This window comes from Marinobacter alkaliphilus (assembly GCF_055394375.1).
Genome location: NZ_AP043751.1, coordinates 3,646,635 through 3,665,991, shown reverse-complemented (window position 1 = coordinate 3,665,991; position 19,357 = coordinate 3,646,635). Strand labels below are relative to the sequence as shown.

Below are 19,357 nucleotides of genomic sequence, written 5' to 3'. Positions count from 1 at the left end.
TCGATAGACAATGTTGCTCAATCGGCTAATCTGATGGAAAGTCTGCGATTACGTCAGACCATAACAATAAAGCCCTGTAGAGGCTCCCAGACGGATTTAAGGTTGCACAATGAGATACAACAAGAACGCATTTTTGGGCGGGCTGCTTGCGCTTTCGTTTGCAGCTGCACCGGTTCACGCCGGTGTGTCTGCCGCTGAGGCAAACCGCCTCGGTCAGGACCTGACGCCCTTCGGGTCCATCAAGGCTGGCAATGAAGCTGGTACCATTCCTGCCTGGACTGGCGGGCTGACAGAGCCCCCGGCTGGTTACGAAGGCAGTGGGCAGCACCACATCAACCCGTTCCCGGACGATCAGGTGTTGTTCACGATTACCGCCTCCAACATGGAGCAGTACGACGAGTACCTGACCGATGGCGTCAGGGCCATGCTCCGTACCTACCCAACCACATTCCGTATTCCGGTGTACCAGTCGCGCCGCACCCATGCCGTGCCCGACTGGGTTGCCGAGAATACCCGCAAGAACGCAGTCAACGCGGAAATTGTCGGACAGGCCGAGGGCTTGAGCGGAGCGTTTGGCGGTTACCCGTTCCCGATCCTGCACGGTACCGATGAAGAAAAAGCCTGGCAGGTGGTCTGGAACCATCTGACCCGGTGGCGCGGTATTTCCGTTACCCGTCGTTCCAGTGAAGTGGCGGTTCAGACCAACGGTGATTATGGACTGGTGACCTCGCAGCAGGAAGCTTTCTTTAACTTCTACAACCCGGAAGGCGGCGAAGCCGATCTCGATAACATCATTTTCTACTACCTCTCGTTCACCCAGTCTCCGCCCCGCCTTGCCGGCGGTGCCATTCTGATTCACGAGACACTCAACCAGATTATCAACCCTCGCAACGGTTGGGGTTACAATGCTGGCCAGCGGCGGGTTCGCCGTGCCCCTAACCTCGGGTACGATTCCCCGATCGCGGCGGCCGATAACCTGCGCACCGCGGATGACACCGATATCTTTAACGGTGCCATGGATCGCTACAACTGGAACTACGAGGGTATGAGGGAAATATACATCCCTTATAACAACTACCGGATTGGCGAAAAAGGCACACCGTATTCCGAGATTCTGGGTATTTCCCATCTGAATCCTGATCTGACCCGCTGGGAGCTGCACCGCGTGCACGTGGTAGAAGCCACCCTCAAGCAGGGCGAGCGGCACATATACGGCAAGCGTCGTTTCTATGTGGATGCGGACAGCTGGAACACCGTGCTGCTGGACCAGTACGACGGTCGTGGAGAGCTGTGGCGCGTGACCATGGGTATCCCCAAGAACTATTATGAGCTGCCCGGCGTGTGGACAGTGCTGGACGTGTACCACGACCTTCAGGCTCGCCGTTACCACGTGCTGGGTCTGGATACGGAAGAATCCGGTACTCGGGTGTTTACCGACGATGTACCGAATAAACGTTATTTCTCACCGGCCTCGCTGCGTCGGCGGAGTGTGCGCTAAGGACTCGGCGCACAGTCTGATCCCGGAGTGGCAGTAGTAGTGCCAGATATACCGGCGGCCTTATGGCTGCCGGTTTGTTTGTGCTTCTGCGAGGCTCAGGGATAACGCAACAAGATACAATCAACGTAAAGGCAATTTGAATGGCTAATAGGTTCATATGCGAGACACTGGGGTCTGCCTGTCTGGGGTTCTCCATGGTACTGGCAGCCCCCGCGGCATTTGCGGTGCCAGATATTCTTGAAACTCCTTCCCGCCCGACACTGCTGGCGCCGGAATCGTTGCTGAATGACGCAACGCGTGCTGGTGAGCGGATTGTTGCCGTTGGAGAGCGTGGGCATGTGATCTTCTCGGACGATGAGGGACACACCTGGGTTCAGGGCGCTGTTCCCGTGTCCCTGACACTCAACGCCGTGGATTTTGGCACCGAACAGCACGGCTGGGCGGTTGGTCATAGCGGCGTGGTGTTGCATTCGTCGGACGGTGGAGAGAACTGGACCTTGCAGCTGGACGGTAATCAGGCTTCAACCCTGGCTATTGAAAGCAAGCAGTCTCAAATTGCCGAACTGGAAGAACAGATCGAACAGGCTGAAGACGATGAGAAAGCGGATCTGGAGTGGGCGCTTGACGACCTGTTCTTTACTCTTGAGAACATGCAGGCAGACCAGGATGTCGGGCCGGTAAACCCGTTCCTGGATGTCTGGTTTGAAGATGACAGCCACGGGTTTGTGGTAGGTGCTTACGGCATGATCCTGAGAACCCAGGACGGCGGCGAAAACTGGGAAGACTGGGCGCCGAACCTGGATAATCCTCAGAACTTTCACCTCAATAGCATCACTCAGGTTACCGGTGGTGCCCTGGTAGCGGTTGGTGAAGCCGGGCAGATCCATGTGTCGGTGGACGGTGGCGATACCTGGGAACGCCGTGAAAGCCCCTATGAGGGGTCTTTGTTTGGGGTTATGGGTACTGGCCAGGTTAACGAAGTGTTGACGTTTGGTCTGCGGGGCAACACCTTCCGCTCGACCGACCTTGGCCGCAGCTGGACGGTGGTTCCCAACGAGGGCGGTGCAACCATTAATAACGGTGCGGTTGCAGATGACGGCAGGATTACCCTGGTGGGCAATGGTGGCGCCGTGCTTATGAGTACCAATGGCGGCGAGAGCTTCCGGGTGTACTTCCGGAACGATCGGGAAGGTGTGATGGCCGTTGTTCCCCTGCAAGGAACCAATCTTCTTCTGGTTGGCGAGGGCGGTGTCAAGTTCACCGACGCTCGTGGTCGGAATCCGAATTAACGCCCTGGTGTGGCATCAACAGATTAATGGATAGAGGGGCTTTTTAATGTCTAACCCGATGCACGACAGGGGTGAACATTACCTGACAACGCCAAAGGCGGAGCCGTTTCTCGAGCGGCTGATTTTCAATAACCGGGCACCGATCCTGGTTGCGTTTTTCATTCTGACGCTGTTCCTTGGCTACAACGCTGTCAAGATTCAGCCAGACGCGAGCTTTGAGCGGATGATTCCGCTTGAGCATCCTTACATCGTCAATATGCTCGAGCATCGGGACGATCTGGAGAACCTGGGTAACTTTGTCCGGATTGCGGTGGCCGTGGAAGAAGGCGATATCTTTACCGCCGAGTACATGGAAACCCTGCAGCAGATTACTGACGAGGTCTTTTACCTGAATGGGGTAGACCGTTCCGGCCTCAAGTCCCTGTGGACTTCCAACGTACGCTGGGTAGAGGTAACAGAACAGGGCTTCCAGGGTGGTACGGTCATTCCTGATGGCTACGACGGTTCCCGTGAAAGCCTGGAGCAATTACGTCAGAATATCCTGCGTTCCAACGAAGTAGGGCGCCTGATTTCCGATAACTTCCGTTCCACCATCGTTTACGCGCCACTGTACGAGAAGAACCCGGAAACCGGCGAAGCGCTGGATTATGGTGAGTTCTCACGACAGCTCGAAGAAAAGATTCGCGATAAGTACGGAGCGGAAAATCCTAACGTCAATATCCACATTGTCGGTTTCGCCAAGAAAGTGGGTGATCTGATTGAGGGTATTGCCTCCATTGCCTGGTTTGCGGGGATCACCATCCTGCTGACCACGCTGCTGTTGTTCTGGTACTCCCGCTGCATTGCGGGCACCCTGGTGCCGGTGTTCACGTCGATTATTGCCGTGTTCTGGCAGCTCGGTACTCTCAAGCTGCTGGGCTACGGGCTGGACCCATACTCGGTGCTGGTTCCTTTCCTGGTCTTTGCGATCGGTATCAGTCACGGCGTTCAGATTGTCAACGCCATGGCGGTTGAAGCAGGCAAAGGGTTCGATGCCATTACCTCAGCCAGGCTCGCGTTCCGGGCCCTGTATATTCCGGGCATGCTGGCCCTGATTTCCGATGCCTTCGGCTTCCTGACCCTGGTGTTTATCGAAATCGACGTAATCCGGGATCTGGCTATTGCGGCCGGCCTGGGTGTGGCGTTCGTGATCATCACCAACCTGGTGCTGCATGTACTGATCATGTCTTACATCGGTATCTCGAAGGGTGGTGTCCGGCATGTGCAGAATCACGGGGAAAAACAGGACCGCAAATGGCGGGTCATGTCGTACTTCTCTCATCCGGGTGTTGCGCCGATTTCCCTGCTGATTGCGGTGATTGGTCTTGGCCTGGGTCTTTACTACAAGCAGGACCTGAAGGTTGGTGACCTGGACGAGGGTGCGCCGGAGCTGCGCCCGGATTCCCGCTACAATAAGGATAACTCCTTCATCATCAACAATTACTCCACCAGTGCTGACGTCCTGGTGGTGATGGTGAAAACCCAGGAAGAGCAGTGCACCCAGTACAACGTATTGCGTGCGATGGATCGCCTGCAGTGGGAGCTGCAGAACACCCCGGGTGTGCAGAGCTCTGCTTCCCTGGCGGATGTTTCCAAGATGGTGACCAAGGCCCTGAACGAGGGTAGCTGGAAGTGGTACGAGATCTCCCGTAACCAGACCATCATCAACGCTTCCATTCGTGAGGCCCCGGCAGGCCTGATCAACACCACCTGTGATCTGACGCCGGTGCTGGTGTTCCTGGAAGACCACAAGGCGGAAACCCTGCAGACCGTGGTTGACCGTGTTGAGGAGTTTGCCGATAACTTCAACAACGACGAGCACACTTTCCTGCTCGCCGCAGGTAACGCCGGTATTGAGGCCGCTACCAACGAAGTTATTGCCAATGCCAAGGACATCATGTTGCTGCTGGTCTACAGCGTGGTGAGCTTGCTGTGTTTCCTGACGTTCCGGTCGATCCGCGCGGTGGCCTGTATCGTGATTCCGTTGGGCCTGACCTCCATCCTGTGTGAGGCAATCATGGCGGTCTCGGGTATTGGTATCAAAGTGGCGACCCTGCCGGTGATCGCATTGGGGGTAGGTATCGGTGTCGACTACGGTATCTATATCTACAGCAAGCTTGAGAAGTTCCTGCTGGAGGGCAAGACGCTCCAGGATGCTTATTACGAGACTCTGCGCTCAACCGGTAAGGCGGTTATCTTCACCGGTGTGACTCTGGGTCTTGGTGTGGTGACCTGGATCTTCTCGCCGATCAAGTTCCAGGCGGATATGGGCTTCCTGCTGTTCTTCATGTTCCTCTGGAACATGGTGGGCGCCATTTGGTTGCTGCCTGCGTTGGCGCGCTTCCTGTTGCGCCCGGACAAAATGCTTGCCAAGGCAAGAGCGGCGAAATAATCGCCAGAACTGCAAAAAAGCCCGCACTCGCGGGCTTTTTTGTTGCTGGGTCAGACGGTTAGCGAGCTAATGCATTCTTTATTTATGGCCCGAAGTGGTCTATGTTCTTAGACGACCGGGATGTTTGCCCGCACTTTGAGCCGGGCAACTGACAATAAAGACCAAGAAGAGAAGGAAGAGCACACATGACACTAAAACTGAAAGCGTCCGCGTTTGCCGTTGCTGCCGCCGTGAGCCTAGGGGCCGCATCGACAGCCGTTTCCGCACAGGAACAGCGCTTCGTGACCATTGGTACTGGCGGCGTGACCGGTGTTTACTACCCTGCCGGCGGTGCTATCTGCCGTCTGGTGAATATGGACCGAAAAGAACACGGTATTCGCTGTTCGGTCGAGAGTACCGGTGGCTCCGTGTACAACCTGAACGCGATTCGCGGTGGTGAGCTTGATCTGGCGGTGGCCCAGTCCGATTGGCAGTTCCACGCCTACAACGGTACCAGCCAGTTTGAAGATGCCGGAAAAAACGAAAAACTTCGCGCCGTCTTCTCTCTGCACCCTGAGCCGTTCACCGTAGTGGCGAGCAAAGGCTCCGGTATCAAGACCTTTGAAGACCTTGAAGGCAAACGGGTATCTGTAGGCAACCCGGGCTCCGGTCAGCGTGCCACCGCCGAGGTTCTGATGAACGAAATGGGCTGGGGTATGGACAAGTTCGCCCTGGCGGCGGAAATCAAGGCGGCGGAGCAGTCCCAGGCTCTGTGTGATGGCAACATTGATGCTTTCTTCTACACCGTTGGCCACCCCTCCGGTGCCATCAAGGAAGCCACCACCTCCTGCGACAGTGTCCTGGTAAACGTGGATAACGCGGCCAGCAAGAAACTGATTGACGACAACCCGTACTACCGGAAGGCGGTTATTCCGGGTGGAATGTACCGTGGGTCTGACCAGGACGTAACCACTTTCGGTGTGGCAGCAACCTTTGTGTCATCAACCGATGTGGCAAACGATGTGGTTTATGAAGTGGTTAAAGCGGTCTTTGAGAACTTTGACAGCTTCAAGCGCCTGCATCCTGCGTTCGGTAACCTGAAGAAGGAAGAGATGGTCTCTGACGCCCTGAGTGCGCCTCTGCATCCGGGTGCCGCCAAGTACTATCGTGAGGCTGGCCTGATCGACTGATCCGGCACGTCGCCGGCAGGGTGGGCGTCCGGCCCGCCCTGCTGATTCCAACCAGGTTATCTCCCATCACAGGTACATTCTATGGCGAAGAACGACCCCGGTACCGGGGCGGGTGTTGACGCCGCCAAGGTCGATCAGCTGTTGCAGACAGAAACCGGAGGCAGGGCTCTCACCGGACCGGCATCTGTCATCCTGTTTATCGTGCCCCTTTGCTGGTCTTTGTTTCAGCTCTGGATTGCATCACCGCTACCGTTCATTCTGAACTTCGGTATTTTCAATTCCACGGAAGCCCGCTCCATTCATCTGGCCTTTGCGGTTTTCCTGGCCTTCTCTGCTTTCCCCATGATCAAAGGGGTTCATGTCAACAAAGTGCCAGTCTACGACTGGGTGCTGGCGCTTGCGGCTGCTTTCTCCGCATCTTACCTTTTCGTGTTCTATAACGAACTTTCTACCCGTCCGGGTGCGCCGATTACCATGGATCTGTGGGTTGCGCTCAGTGGCCTGGTGTTGTTGCTTGAGGCCACTCGGCGGGCCCTTGGCCTGCCGCTGACCATTGTAGCGGCGGTGTTCATCACTTACTCGATTGCTGGCCCTTACATGCCGGATGTCATTGCCCATAAGGGTGTCAGCCTCAACAAGCTGGCGTCTCATCAATGGCTGGGTACCGAAGGTGTTTTCGGGGTGGCGTTGGGTGTATCCACCAGCTTTGTGTTTCTATTCGTACTTTTTGGTGCGTTGCTTGAACGTGCCGGAGCCGGCAACTACTTCATCAAGGTGGCCTACGCCATGCTTGGCCATATGCGTGGTGGCCCGGCGAAAGCTGCGGTGGTGTCCAGTGGTTTGAGTGGTGTTATTTCTGGCTCATCGATTGCCAATGTGGTCACCACGGGCACGTTTACCATCCCGCTGATGAAGCGTGTTGGCTTTCCGGCTACCAAAGCGGGTGCTGTCGAGGTTGCTGCGTCCACCAATGGGCAGCTCACACCGCCTATCATGGGCGCTGCCGCGTTTTTGATGGTTGAATACGTGGGCATTTCTTACCTGGAAGTGATCAAGCACGCCATTCTGCCGGCTCTGATTTCCTACGTGGCATTGATTTACATTGTTCACCTTGAAGCTTGCAAGCTGAAGATGGAAGGCATGGAGCGGCCGAACCGTCCCTCCCTGGCACAGCGAATGCTGAATTGGGTGGTGATTCTGATCGGCCTGATTGTGCTCACCTTTGCGGTTTACTATGGTGTGGGCTGGACCAAGGATGTTCTTGGCGAGGCGGCGCCCTGGGTGCTTGGGCCGCTGCTTGTTGCGGTCTATGTGGGTCTGGTTGGCTATGCCACCCGGTTTCCCGAGCTGGAAGTCGATGATCCCGAAAAGGCGATGGGCGCATTGCCTGAGGTGGGCCCCACCGTCAAAACCGGCCTTTATTATCTCCTGCCTGTGGTGGTGCTTGTCTGGTGCCTCACCGTAGAGCGCTTTTCGCCGCAGTTGTCTGCGTTCTGGGCGACCCTGTTCATGATCTTTATCGTGATAACACAGCGCCCGCTGAAAACACTTTTCCGCAGCCGCGGCCAGGTGCTCCGTGAGTTTGTCAGTGGCTTTGTTGATCTGGCGCACTCTTTGGCCACCGGCGCTCGCAACATGGTGGGCATTGGTGTTGCCACGGCCACCGCTGGCATCGTGGTTGGCACAGTAACCCTCACCGGCATCGGGTTGGTGATGACAGAGTTTGTAGAGTTCCTCTCCGGGGGGAATCTGCTGTTAATGCTCATCTTCACCGCAGTGATCAGCCTGATACTGGGGATGGGCTTGCCCACCACGGCTAATTACATCGTGGTATCGACACTGATGGCGCCGGTCATCGTTACCCTCGGCGCCCAGAATGGCTTGCTCGTGCCGCTTATTGCGGTTCACCTGTTTGTGTTCTATTTCGGGATACTGGCGGATGATACGCCGCCCGTGGGTCTGGCCGCCTACGCGGCGGCGGCTATCTCGGGCGCAGACCCCATCCGAACGGGTATTCAGGGTTTTACCTACGATATCCGTACCGCCATCCTGCCGTTCATGTTTATCTTCAACACCCAGTTGTTGCTGATTGGCCTGACCGGGTGGGTCGACCTGCTGATTACCGTGGCCAGCGCGGTAACGGCCATGCTCGTGTTCTCCGCCGCGACACAGGGTTTCTGGTTTACCCGCAGCTACAAGTGGGAAAGCCTGCTGTTGCTGTTGATTACCTTCACCTTGTTCCGGCCCGGGTTCTGGTGGGACATGATCTATCCGCCTTATGAAGAGCGGCAGGGCAGTGCGATTATGGAGTACGTCGAGACGGTGCCGGTTGATGACACAACGGTTTTCCGGGTATCGGGCATGGGGCTGGATGGCAGTGACGTGACCACTTATGTTCAGCTCGATATTCCGGCTGGTGGGTCAGCGGAGGAACGGCTCTCAGCCGTCGGTTTGGACGTGTCCGATCAGGGTGACGTGCTGGCGGTGAATTTTGTGGATTTTGGCAGCGCTGCGGAAGATGCCGGTATTGAGTTTGGTTGGAATATCGAAGCAGTTCAGGCAAAGCTCGACCGGCCACCGAGGGAATTGATGTTTATTCCCGCGCTGTTGTTGCTTGGATTGGTGGCGTTTGGCCAGCTCAAGCGCAAAGCAAGGGAGGACGCATCACCTCAAACGGCGTAAAGCTCATGGCACTTAGTAAAAACCCGGCGTTGCTGCCGGGTTTTTTTCTGTTAGACTCGCCCTCAAACCGGCCCGTGGTTTGTATCACGGAGCCCGGCCACCATGTGATCTTTGGTATAGATCACCGCTGAGAAACCATCAGGAGAGAATCATGCCCGTCGTTACCCTGCCGGATGGCAGTCATCGCAGTTTTGCCGAACCCGTTACCGTTCATGATGTGGCCGCCGATATTGGTGCAGGCCTTGCCAAGGCCGCCCTGGCTGGAAAAGTGAATGGCAAACTCGTGGATACCAGCTACCTGATCGAAAACGATGTGGATCTGGCCATCGTAACCGAGCGCGATGAAGACGGCGTAGACGTGATTCGCCACTCCACGGCACACCTTATGGCCATGGCGGTACAAGATCTGTTCCCCGGCGCCCAGGTAACCATCGGGCCGGTGATCGAAAACGGTTTCTACTACGACTTCAAATACGAGCGCCCGTTTACCAACGAAGACCTGGCGCGCATCGAAAAGCGTATGGAAGAACTCGCCAAACAGGACCTGCCGGTCTCCCGTTCCATCATGTCCCGGGAGGAAGCGGTCAAACTGTTTGAAAAAATGGGTGAGGAATACAAGGTTCGGATCATCGAGGATATCCCCGGTGAAGAAGATCTCTCGTTCTACAGCCAGGGTGATTTCATTGATCTTTGCCGTGGTCCTCACGTGCCCAGTACCGGGAAGCTGAAAGCCTTCAAGCTGACCAAGGTGGCGGGTGCCTACTGGCGCGGTGATACCAGCAACGAGCAGTTGCAGCGTATCTACGGGACCGCCTGGGGCAACAAGAAAGACCTGAAAACCTACCTGCATCGCCTGGAAGAGGCCGAAAAGCGGGACCACCGCAAGATTGGCAAGAAGCTTGGCCTGTTCCACATGCAGGAAGAAGCCCCCGGCATGGTGTTCTGGCATCCGGATGGTTGGTCCCTGTACCAGGAGATTGAGCAGTACATGCGGGGCAAACAGCACCAGCATGGTTACAAGGAAATCAAGACACCGCAGGTGGTGTCACGCACGCTCTGGGAGAAATCCGGGCACTGGGACAAGTTCAAGGATGGCATGTTCACCACCGAGTCCGAGAAGCACGATTACGCCATCAAGCCCATGAACTGCCCGTGCCACGTACAGGTGTTCAATCAGGGTCTGAAAAGCTACAAGGACCTTCCGCTGCGCCTGGCAGAGTTCGGCTCATGCCACCGAAATGAAGCCTCCGGGGCTCTTCATGGCCTGATGCGGGTGCGTGGATTCACTCAGGATGATGCCCACATCTTCTGTGAAGAAGACGCCATCCAGGAAGAAGTGTCGGCGTTCATGAAAATGCTGCACGAAGTATACGAGGACTTCGGTTTTACCGAGATTCTGTACAAATTGTCCACTCGTCCGGAGAAGCGCGTAGGTTCGGATGAGGTCTGGGACAAGGCGGAGGCTGCCCTTGAAGAAGCCCTGAACCGCGAGGGGGTTGATTGGGAGTTGTTGCCGGGTGAGGGTGCCTTCTATGGTCCCAAAATTGAGTATTCCTTGAAGGACTGTCTCGGCCGGGTGTGGCAGTGTGGTACCATTCAGGTAGATTTCTCAATGCCGGGCCGCCTGGGTGCCCAATATGTGGCCGATAATTCCGAGCGGAAAACTCCCGTTATGCTGCATCGGGCGGTTCTCGGGTCTTTTGAGCGGTTTATCGGTATACTGATCGAAGAATACGAAGGCGCATTCCCCACGTGGCTTGCTCCGACACAGGTTGCGGTGCTGAATATTACCGATAACCAGCGTGATTATTGTCAGAATCTGGCCAAAAAGTGGGATTCTTTGGGTTATCGGGTTAATGCTGACTTGAGAAACGAGAAGATCGGCTTTAAAATCCGCGAGCATACTCTTAACAAGGTTCCCTACCTGATCGTTGTTGGCGATAAAGAAATCGAGAACAACGCCGTTGCAGTAAGAACTCGCAAAGGCGAAGATCTGGGCACCATGTCTGTCGACGAGTTTGAACAGCTGCTTGCAGCTGACGTCGACCGAAAAGGCAGAAACAAAACGGAGATCTGATTATTAAACAGCGAACGAATCGGGGTGGGCGTACTCCAAAAGCGCCTATCAATGAGAACATTGACGCAACTGAAGTCCGTCTGATTGATGCCGAAGGCAATCAGGTCGGGATAGTACCCATCGAGGACGCGATCCGCATGGCGGAAGAAGCCACCCTTGATCTGGTGCAGGTTACGGATTCCGATCCGATCGTCTGTAAGATAATGGACTACGGCAAGAAAATTTTTGAAGAGAAAAAGGCCAAGGCGGCTGCCAAGAAAAAGCAGAAGCAGACGCAGGTCAAAGAGCTGAAGTTCCGACCAGGAACGGAAGAAGGGGATTATCAGGTCAAACTACGCAACCTGGTACGTTTCCTTGAGAACGGGGATCGCGGCAAGATCACGATTCGGTTCCGCGGCCGTGAGATGGCACACCAGGAAATTGGTATGAAACTCATGGCTCGGATTGAAACCGACATCGAAGAACTTGCAACGGTTGAGATGCGGCCGAAAATGGAAGGCCGGCAGATGACCATGATCGTGGCTCCCCGCAAGAAGAAGTGAACCTGATCCCAGCACGGGTCCCCCGCAGCGGCGGGGGATTTGTCGTTCAGGGGCACAGTTGTTTTTATTCATAATAGAATGCGGAGTTTTAAAAATGCCGAAGATGAAAACCAAAAGCGGAGCTACCAAGCGGTTCAAGAAGACCGCCACCGGCTTCAAGCACAAGCAGTCCTTCACCAGTCACATCCTGACCAAGAAGAGCCCGAAGCGTAAGCGTCAGCTGCGCGGCACCAAGCTCATCGCCAAGTCGGATGTTGCATCTATCAAGCGCATGACCGCGTGCTGATCCAGCCGCGCGAAACGTTCCTTAGAAAGTAAAGGTAGAAGGATTAAAGTATGGCTCGTGTAAAGCGTGGCGTGGTAGCACGTCGTCGTCACAAGAAGATTCTCAAGCAGGCCAAGGGTTACTACGGCGCTCGTAGTCGTGTATTCCGCGTTGCCAAGCAGGCGGTTATCAAGGCTGGTCAGTACGCCTACCGTGACCGTCGCAACCGTAAGCGCGCTTTCCGCGCTCTGTGGATTGCCCGTATCAACGCTGGCGCCCGTGCAAACGGCCTGTCGTACAGCCGTCTGATCGCTGGCCTGAAGAAGGCGAATGTTGAAATCGATCGTAAGGTTCTGGCTGATCTGGCCATGAACGAGCAGCAGGCGTTTGCCGCTGTGGTTGAGAAGGCCAAAGCATCCCTGTGATCGCTTAAGCTCTTTCATCGATGACTGATCGATCCGGGTGCTTCATGTCATCGTGAATGCACCCTCTGATAGGGGAAGGGCACGCTCTTCCCCTATTTTTGTTTTAACCTACCCCATTTCTGGTTTGGAGCAGGGTCAATGGAAAACCTGGAGCAACTGGTTCAGGACGGGTTGAACGCGGTAGAAAACGCGAGCGACCTTCAGGCACTTGATCAAATTCGCGTGGAATACCTCGGCAAGAAGGGGGTGATCACCCAGCAGGCGAAAACCCTGGGTAAACTCTCTGCGGAGGAGCGTCCTGCCGCCGGCCAGAAGATCAATGAAGCCAAGGGGCAGGTTGAGCAAGCTATCAATGCGCGCAGGGCAGATCTTGAGACAGCCGCCATAGAGGCGAAGCTGGCCAGCGAATCCATTGATGTGACCTTGCCCGGCCGTGGCCAGGACCTGGGGGGCTTGCACCCGGTCACCCGCACCCTGCAGCGTATTGAAGAGATCTTTGCCCGCGCCGGTTACAGCGTGGAGCAGGGGCCAGAAATCGAAGATGACTACCATAACTTCGAAGCGCTGAACATTCCCGGGCATCACCCGGCCCGTGCCATGCACGATACCTTCTATTTCAATCCCGGCACTCTGCTGCGGACCCATACCTCTCCGGTTCAGATCCGTACCATGGAAGCCGGCAAGCCGCCATTCCGGATGATCTGCCCGGGCCGCGTGTACCGCTGCGATTCGGATATGACTCACACCCCCATGTTCCACCAGGTGGAGGGGTTGCTGGTTGAGAAGAACGTCAGCTTTGCGGATCTGAAAAGCACGGTGGAAGAATTCCTGCGGGTGTTCTTCGAGCGTGATCTGAAAGTACGTTTTCGTCCGTCGTATTTCCCGTTCACCGAGCCCTCCGCGGAGGTGGATATCGAGTGGGGCCGGGAAGCAGACGGCAGCATCAAGTGGCTGGAAGTGATGGGCTGCGGCATGGTGCACCCGAAAGTGTTCGAGCATTGCGGTATTGATGCCGAAGAATATCGTGGCTTTGCCTTTGGTCTGGGCGTTGAACGCCTGGCCATGCTCCGCTACGGCGTGAAAGATCTGCGCATGTTCTTCGAAAACGACCTGCGTTTCCTGCGTCAGTTCCGTTAAGCCCAAGGGCAGGACGACGTACGCAGAGCTCAGAATCAACCGCATAAACCGCATCAGGACAAGGCAAGAACGATGAAATTCAGTGAACAGTGGCTGCGCGAGTGGGTTAACCCGAACCTTGGATCCCAGGAATTGATGGACCAGATCACCATGGCCGGGCTGGAAGTGGATGGCTTTGAGCCGGTGGCCGGTGAATTCAGCGGTGTGGTGGTTGGCGAAGTGCTTTCTACCGAACCCCACCCGGATGCTGACAAGCTGCGTGTGTGTCAGGTGAGTGACGGGACCAATACCGTTCAGGTGGTTTGTGGCGCTCCCAATGTGCGCGCCGGCCTGAAAGTGCCGTTTGCGGTGGTTGGTGCGGTGTTGCCCGGTAACTTCAAGATCAAGAAGGCCAAGCTGCGTGGCCAGCCTTCCGAAGGCATGCTCTGCTCCGAATCCGAACTGGCGCTGTCTGAAAGTCACGATGGCCTGATGGAATTGCCTGTTGATGCGCCGGTTGGTCAGGACGTAGCGGATTACCTGAAGCTCAACGACATCGCCATTGATGTTGACCTCACTCCGAACCGCAGTGATTGCTTGTCCATCAAGGGGTTGGCCCGGGAAGTGGGTGTTCTGAACAGCCTGCTGGTAGAGGCACCAGACATTGCTCCGGTGGAAGCGGTGCATTCGGAAGTGCCGGATATCCGCGTAGAGGCGCCGGAAGGTTGCCCCCGTTACCTGGGGCGCGTTCTGCGAAACGTAAATCTGCAGGCGGAAACACCCTTGTGGATGCAGGAAAAGCTGCGCCGTTCCGGTATCCGGTCCATTGATGCCGCAGTGGATGTCACCAACTACGTGATGCTGGAACTGGGCCAGCCCATGCACGCCTTCGACCGTGACGAGATCAGTGGCGGTATCATTGTGCGTATGGCCAAGGCAGGCGAAAAACTGGTGCTGCTGGATGGTCAGGAAGTTGAATTGACTCCGGAAACCCTCCTGATTGCGGACCACCAGAAACCGATTGCCATTGCCGGCGTTATGGGTGGGGAGCACTCCGGGGTGAGCCCGAAAACCCGGGACCTGGTGCTGGAGTCGGCCTATTTCGACCCCATTACCCTGGCGGGTAAGGCCCGCGAATATGGTTTGCACACCGATGCCTCCCACCGTTTTGAGCGTGGTGTTGATTACCAACTGGCTCGCGATGCCATGGAGCGGGCAACGCGCCTGCTGATGGACATTGTTGGTGGCGAGCCCGGAGAAATCGTGGAAGTGGCAAGCCAAGAGCACTTGCCGAAAGCGAGAGTGATCGATCTGAGGGAAAAACGCCTGGCCGATGTGCTGGGCCTGGCGATTGACCGCACCACGGTGGAAGAAATCCTGTCTCGTCTTGGTCTGCATATCGACAAGTTACTGAAAGACGGCTGGCGCATCAGTGTGCCCAGCTTCCGCCCGGACATTTCCATCGAAGAAGACCTGATCGAGGAAGTCGGTCGTATCTTCGGTTACAACAACCTGCCGGTGACCGAGCCAACGGGCTCCCTTGGCTTGCGGGCGAGGGAAGAGGCGGTACGGCCGTTGTCGGCCATTCGCAACTTCTTCGTGGCGCAGGGCTACCAGGAAGCAGTTACCTACAGCTTTGTTGATCCGAAGGTACAACAGCTGATCGATCCAGAGCGGGAAGGCATTGCTCTGGCCAATCCGATTTCGGCGGATTTGTCAGTGATGCGTACCACCCTGTGGAGCGGCCTGTTGAAGACAGTAGTGCACAACCAGAACCGCCAGCAGCCCCGCATCCGTCTGTTTGAAACCGGTCTCAGGTTTGAGAAAAATGACGGTGAGATCGACCAGCAGCCGATGCTAGCCGGTGTGGTGGTGGGCAATCAGGTACCGGAAAACTGGGTAAACGGTCGCAGAACAGCGGACTTCTTTGATGTAAAAGGAGAGTTGGAAAGCTTGTTCCGTGTGCTGGGTATCGAGATTCAGTTCATCGCCAGCCAGCATCCGGCGCTGCACCCGGGCCAGACCGCTGAATTGTTGCGTGACGGTGAACATGTGGGCTGGTTGGGCACGTTGCACCCACAAGTTCAGAAAAATCTTGAACTTAATGGCACGATCCTGATGTTTGAGCTATTCTTGAATTCGATCGTTACCGGATATGTGCCTAATTTCAAAGATATTTCAAAATTTCCGGAAGTTCGGCGGGATTTGGCTATTATTATCGGGAGCGATGTGGCGTTCGCCCAGGTTGAGCATGTGGCCAGGAGGCATGCTGGTGAACACCTTACGGCGTTGCGTGTGTTTGATGTCTATGAAGGCGAAAGCCTGGGTGAAGGCAACCGAAGCCTGGCGCTCAGCCTGTTCTGGCAGCATCCCGAACGCACGCTCAATGAAGATGAAGTGCATTCGCTCTTCAACGGCGTTATTGATGCCTTGAAAGAAGAGCTGGGGGCAACACTGAGGAGTTGAGAAATGGCGGCTTTGACGAAAGCGGACATGGCAGAGCGCTTGTACGAGGAGTTAGGTCTTAACAAGCGTGAGGCCAAGGAAATGGTAGAAGCTTTCTTCGACGAAATCAGAGGCGCACTCAGCCACAACGAGCAGGTTAAGTTGTCGGGATTTGGCAACTTCGATCTCAGGGACAAGAAGCAGCGCCCGGGACGGAACCCGAAAACGGGTGAAGAAATTCCCATCAGTGCACGACGCGTAGTTACGTTTCGACCAGGTCAGAAACTGAAGCAGAAAGTAGAAGCGTATGCTGGAACCGAGTCATAACAACGAGCTCCCCGCCATTCCGGGGAAACGCTATTTCACGATTGGTGAAGTGGCCGATTTGTGTGCTGTAAAAGCCCACGTATTGCGCTATTGGGAACAGGAGTTTCCCCAGTTGTCGCCGGTCAAGCGCCGGGGCAATCGTCGTTACTACCAGCGGGCGGATGTGATCACCATTCGTCAGATCCGTAGCCTGTTGTACGATCAGGGCTACACCATCGGTGGTGCCAAGCAGAAGCTGAGCAGCTCGGAAGTCAAAGACGACACCTCCCAGTACAAGCAGCTGATCCGGCAAATGATCACCGAGCTGGAAGAGGTACTGGATGTGCTGAATTCCCCCGCCCGGTAAGTTGCCTCGGGGAACGCAGTGTAAGCCGTTGATGAAAGGCCGGAGTGGGTACCCACTCCGGCCTTTATGCTTTCTGGCGTGCGCTTTCTGCCTATTTGGTCTTGCAGGTTTTGATCCCCAGCAGGGAATAGGCGGGGCAGTTGCCAATGGCAGCGGTGGCCAGGGGCACCACACCAATCCAGCCCCAGGCCGTTTGTGGCCCTACAAACACCAGGGCAATCAGAACAATGCCGACAATGGCGCGAATAATCCGGTCCGCTGAACCCATGTTTACCGTCATCTTTGTCTCTCCTGTTTGATGTCGGGCGATGCTGGCACTATAGGCCTGCGGCGACGAGCGTTCAGTGATAAAGTCACACAGCCAACCAAGATTATTCGTCCGGAGCCATTAATGGCGAAACACAGTATTCTGGAAACCCTTAACGAAAGCCTGCGCAAAGACACGCTGACGTCGATCAGTGTTATGCGATTTCCTCCAGGGAAGGTGCTTTTCAGCGCCGGGGAGCATTGCCGGGGGCTGCCATTGGTGCTTGATGGCAGCATCAAGGTCCAGATGACCGGCGTTTCCGGGCAGGGCATCGTGTTGTACCGGATGGGTGCTGATGATATATGCACCTTGTCGATTGGCTGCCTGATGACCGGCCGTGGCTACCGGGCCGAGGCCATCGTTGAGGAAGAGGCGGAAGCGGCGATCATCCCTCGAAGGCTTTTTGACCGGCTGATGGACCAGTCCGCCGAGTTTCGGCTGGCGATTATGGAGTCTTACGGAAAGCGCCTCGACGATCTCATGTTGCTGGTGGAGGAGGTGGCGTTTCGCCGGATGGATGAGCGCCTGGAAGAGTGGTTGCTGGCGCGGGCGAGTCATGGCCAGCGGGTGCTGGCCATTACCCATCAGGAGCTGGGGATTGAGCTGGGCACGGCTAGAGAAGTGGTCAGCCGCCTGCTGAAGGAGCTGGAGCGGCAGGATCAGGTCAGGTTGGCCCGCGGCAAGATTGAGCTGACGGGGCTTGCCGATAAGCTAGCGCCTGCCTGAAACGCTGTGCACCAGTCGTGCCAGCTGCCCTGCGGTTGTTTCCAGATTATCGGCGGCCTGGGTGTAGGCCTCCTGCAGTTCCATCGGTGCAGGGGTAATGGAAAAGGCAGCAGACAACCCGAGGCGGTGCAATTCTCCCAGTTCCGCCCCCAGTTTCCCTGCCAAGCCAATCACCGGAACACCGTATTTTTTTGCCAGCGAAGCAACGCCGGCAGGGGTTTTGCCGTAGGCGCTCTGGGAGTCAATCGCCCCTTCGGCAGTGATCACCAGGTCCGCTTGGGCCAGATGGCTTTCCAGCTCCACGGTTTCCATCACCAGCTCTATACCCGGGCGTAGTTCCGCCCCCAGAATACCCGCAACCATGCCGCCTATTCCACCCGCTGCGCCACTGCCCGGAAAACTGGCAATATCCATTCCTTGCTGTTCCACCAGGCGGGCAAAGTGCCCCAGATTGCGATCCAGCTCCACCACTTGCCGGGAGTCAGCGCCTTTCTGCGGCCCGAACACCGCTGCCGCGCCATTCGGCCCCAACAGAGGGTTGTTGACGTCGCAGGCCACAACCAGGTTTACTCCGGCCAATCGCTCCAGAGCAGGGGCCAGGTCCAGGCTGGCCAGTTCTGCCAGGCCGTTACCGCCGCCCGGTATGGGGTGGCCACCGTGATCCAGAAGACGTGCCCCGAGGGCTTGCAATATGCCAGCGCCACCATCGGTGGTGGCGCTGCCGCCCAGGCCCATGATCAGGGTTTTGGGTTTGTGCTCAAGGGCAGCCAGTATCAGCTCACCGGTACCAACGCTGGACGCTGTCAGGGCATTTCGGCTACTGGCGGGCACGCAGTGCAAGCCGCTGGCCTCGGCAACTTCAACAATGGCAATCTCTCCCTCATTAACCAGGCCGTAGTGAGCCGAGACGGGTTCACCCATTGGCCCGGTGACCTTTACAGTGTGAAGCTGCCCCTGACGGGCTTCCGTCAGCGCCCGGGTGGTGCCTTCACCGCCATCGGCCAGCGGCACCGTCACAAGCTGATCATCCGGAGCTGCGAGTCGCCAGCCCCGGGCAATCGCCTGGGCCACCTGTTCGGCGGCCAGGCATTCCTTGAATGAATCGGGGGCGATGACCACTCGTAAAGTGCAGGATTTGTTCGTCGACATTGGAGGGTTCCTCACAGGCCGCGGTCTTTAACGCTTTCCATTACTACAAAGGTGCTGGTTTGCAGCACATGGGGCAGGCTGGAGATCTGTTCGCCAAGCACTTGCCGGTACTCGGCCATGTTTTTGGTTCTGACTTTAAGAAGGTAGTCGAAGTTGGCAGCCATCATATGGCATTGCTCAACTGCGGAGATTTGCCGAACCGCCGTGTTGAACGCCGCCAGCGCCTTGCTGCTGGTGTCGTTCAGGGTGACCTGGGCAAAAGCTACGTGCGACAAGCCAAGCTTGGTCTGGTTAACCATGGCGCTGTAGCCGGTGATGTAGCCCTGCTCCTCCAGGCGCCGCATCCGGATCTGGCAGGGAGTCTTGGAGAGGCCTACCCGGGAGGCAAGGTCTGTCACGGTTATGCGGCCGTTCTTCTGTAGTTCCCGGATGATCGAGAGGTCAATCCTGTCCAGATCCGCCATGGCTGCTATCCTTTTAGAAAGTCGGTCTGTTTTTTGTGCCCAGGTAATAATTCCTGTTCTTGGCCTGAATTAGGGGTAATGATTCTGTAATTTCAATCC

General features: G+C 56.3%; 17 protein-coding genes. 14 read left to right on the top strand and 3 right to left on the bottom strand.

The features are described from left to right. Nucleotides 1-109: 109 nt before the first annotated feature. From ACZ5Q2_RS16750 to ACZ5Q2_RS16690, 13 genes are all read left to right on the top strand, one after another. Nucleotides 110-1,498: a DUF1329 domain-containing protein gene (locus tag ACZ5Q2_RS16750; RefSeq protein ID WP_061331697.1), complete on the top strand. Its 1,389-nt coding sequence runs from the start codon at nt 110-112 to the stop codon at nt 1,496-1,498. 140 nt (nt 1,499-1,638) lie between these two features. Continuing rightward, nucleotides 1,639-2,787, top strand: a complete 1,149-nt coding sequence (locus tag ACZ5Q2_RS16745; RefSeq protein WP_227510119.1) for a WD40/YVTN/BNR-like repeat-containing protein — start codon at nt 1,639-1,641, stop codon at nt 2,785-2,787. A gap of 46 nt (nt 2,788-2,833) precedes the next feature. Then, complete coding sequence (locus ACZ5Q2_RS16740; protein WP_061331698.1) at nt 2,834-5,218, top strand: efflux RND transporter permease subunit; 2,385 nt, start codon at nt 2,834-2,836, stop codon at nt 5,216-5,218. A gap of 185 nt (nt 5,219-5,403) precedes the next feature. Continuing rightward, nucleotides 5,404-6,387: a TAXI family TRAP transporter solute-binding subunit gene (locus ACZ5Q2_RS16735; protein WP_061331699.1), complete on the top strand. Its 984-nt coding sequence runs from the start codon at nt 5,404-5,406 to the stop codon at nt 6,385-6,387. Between the two features lie 81 nt (nt 6,388-6,468). After that, nucleotides 6,469-9,069 (top strand): TRAP transporter permease, encoded by a 2,601-nt coding sequence (locus ACZ5Q2_RS16730; protein WP_061331700.1) that lies wholly within the window; start codon nt 6,469-6,471, stop codon nt 9,067-9,069. Nucleotides 9,070-9,220: 151 nt separating this feature from the next. Further along, nucleotides 9,221-11,146, top strand: coding sequence for a threonine--tRNA ligase (gene thrS, locus ACZ5Q2_RS16725; protein WP_061331701.1), 1,926 nt, complete (start codon nt 9,221-9,223; stop codon nt 11,144-11,146). Next, entirely contained in the window at nt 11,143-11,688 is a 546-nt protein-coding gene (infC, locus tag ACZ5Q2_RS16720; RefSeq protein WP_082780529.1) for a translation initiation factor IF-3, read from the top strand. Before thrS ends, infC begins: the two co-directional genes overlap by 4 nt. A gap of 94 nt (nt 11,689-11,782) precedes the next feature. After that, nucleotides 11,783-11,974, top strand: coding sequence for a 50S ribosomal protein L35 (gene rpmI / locus ACZ5Q2_RS16715; protein ID WP_007151842.1), 192 nt, complete (start codon nt 11,783-11,785; stop codon nt 11,972-11,974). Between the two features lie 50 nt (nt 11,975-12,024). Then, entirely contained in the window at nt 12,025-12,378 is a 354-nt protein-coding gene (gene rplT / locus ACZ5Q2_RS16710) for a 50S ribosomal protein L20 (RefSeq protein WP_022989373.1), read from the top strand. Nucleotides 12,379-12,516: 138 nt separating this feature from the next. Next, nucleotides 12,517-13,515 carry a phenylalanine--tRNA ligase subunit alpha gene (gene pheS / locus ACZ5Q2_RS16705; RefSeq protein ID WP_061331702.1) on the top strand — a complete coding sequence of 333 codons (999 nt, stop codon included), beginning with the start codon at nt 12,517-12,519 and terminating at the stop codon, nt 13,513-13,515. Nucleotides 13,516-13,587: 72 nt separating this feature from the next. Further along, nucleotides 13,588-15,960 (top strand): phenylalanine--tRNA ligase subunit beta, encoded by a 2,373-nt coding sequence (gene pheT / locus ACZ5Q2_RS16700; RefSeq protein ID WP_432210657.1) that lies wholly within the window; start codon nt 13,588-13,590, stop codon nt 15,958-15,960. 3 nt (nt 15,961-15,963) lie between these two features. Continuing rightward, nucleotides 15,964-16,266: an integration host factor subunit alpha gene (ihfA, locus tag ACZ5Q2_RS16695; protein ID WP_044386556.1), complete on the top strand. Its 303-nt coding sequence runs from the start codon at nt 15,964-15,966 to the stop codon at nt 16,264-16,266. Then, complete coding sequence (locus tag ACZ5Q2_RS16690; protein WP_058093133.1) at nt 16,247-16,612, top strand: MerR family transcriptional regulator; 366 nt, start codon at nt 16,247-16,249, stop codon at nt 16,610-16,612. Before ihfA ends, ACZ5Q2_RS16690 begins: the two co-directional genes overlap by 20 nt. A gap of 91 nt (nt 16,613-16,703) precedes the next feature. Here the strand turns inward: ACZ5Q2_RS16690 and ACZ5Q2_RS16685 are convergent, their stop codons facing one another. Beyond that, on the bottom strand, nt 16,704-16,892 hold the full coding sequence (locus tag ACZ5Q2_RS16685) for a YgaP family membrane protein (RefSeq protein WP_061331704.1): 189 nt from the start codon (nt 16,890-16,892) through the stop codon (nt 16,704-16,706). A 111-nt stretch (nt 16,893-17,003) separates the two neighbouring features. Here ACZ5Q2_RS16685 and ACZ5Q2_RS16680 point away from each other — a divergent pair, with 111 nt between their 5' ends. Beyond that, a complete protein-coding gene (locus ACZ5Q2_RS16680) occupies nt 17,004-17,645 on the top strand; it encodes a Crp/Fnr family transcriptional regulator (RefSeq protein ID WP_061331705.1) in 642 nt (213 codons plus the stop codon). Here the strand turns inward: ACZ5Q2_RS16680 and ACZ5Q2_RS16675 are convergent. Further along, entirely contained in the window at nt 17,631-18,794 is a 1,164-nt protein-coding gene (locus tag ACZ5Q2_RS16675) for a glycerate kinase (RefSeq protein WP_061331706.1), read from the bottom strand. The two genes, ACZ5Q2_RS16680 and ACZ5Q2_RS16675, sit on opposite strands and share 15 nt — an antisense overlap. A gap of 11 nt (nt 18,795-18,805) precedes the next feature. Then, nucleotides 18,806-19,258: a winged helix-turn-helix transcriptional regulator gene (locus tag ACZ5Q2_RS16670; RefSeq protein WP_061331707.1), complete on the bottom strand. Its 453-nt coding sequence runs from the start codon at nt 19,256-19,258 to the stop codon at nt 18,806-18,808. Nucleotides 19,259-19,357 lie beyond the last annotated feature (99 nt).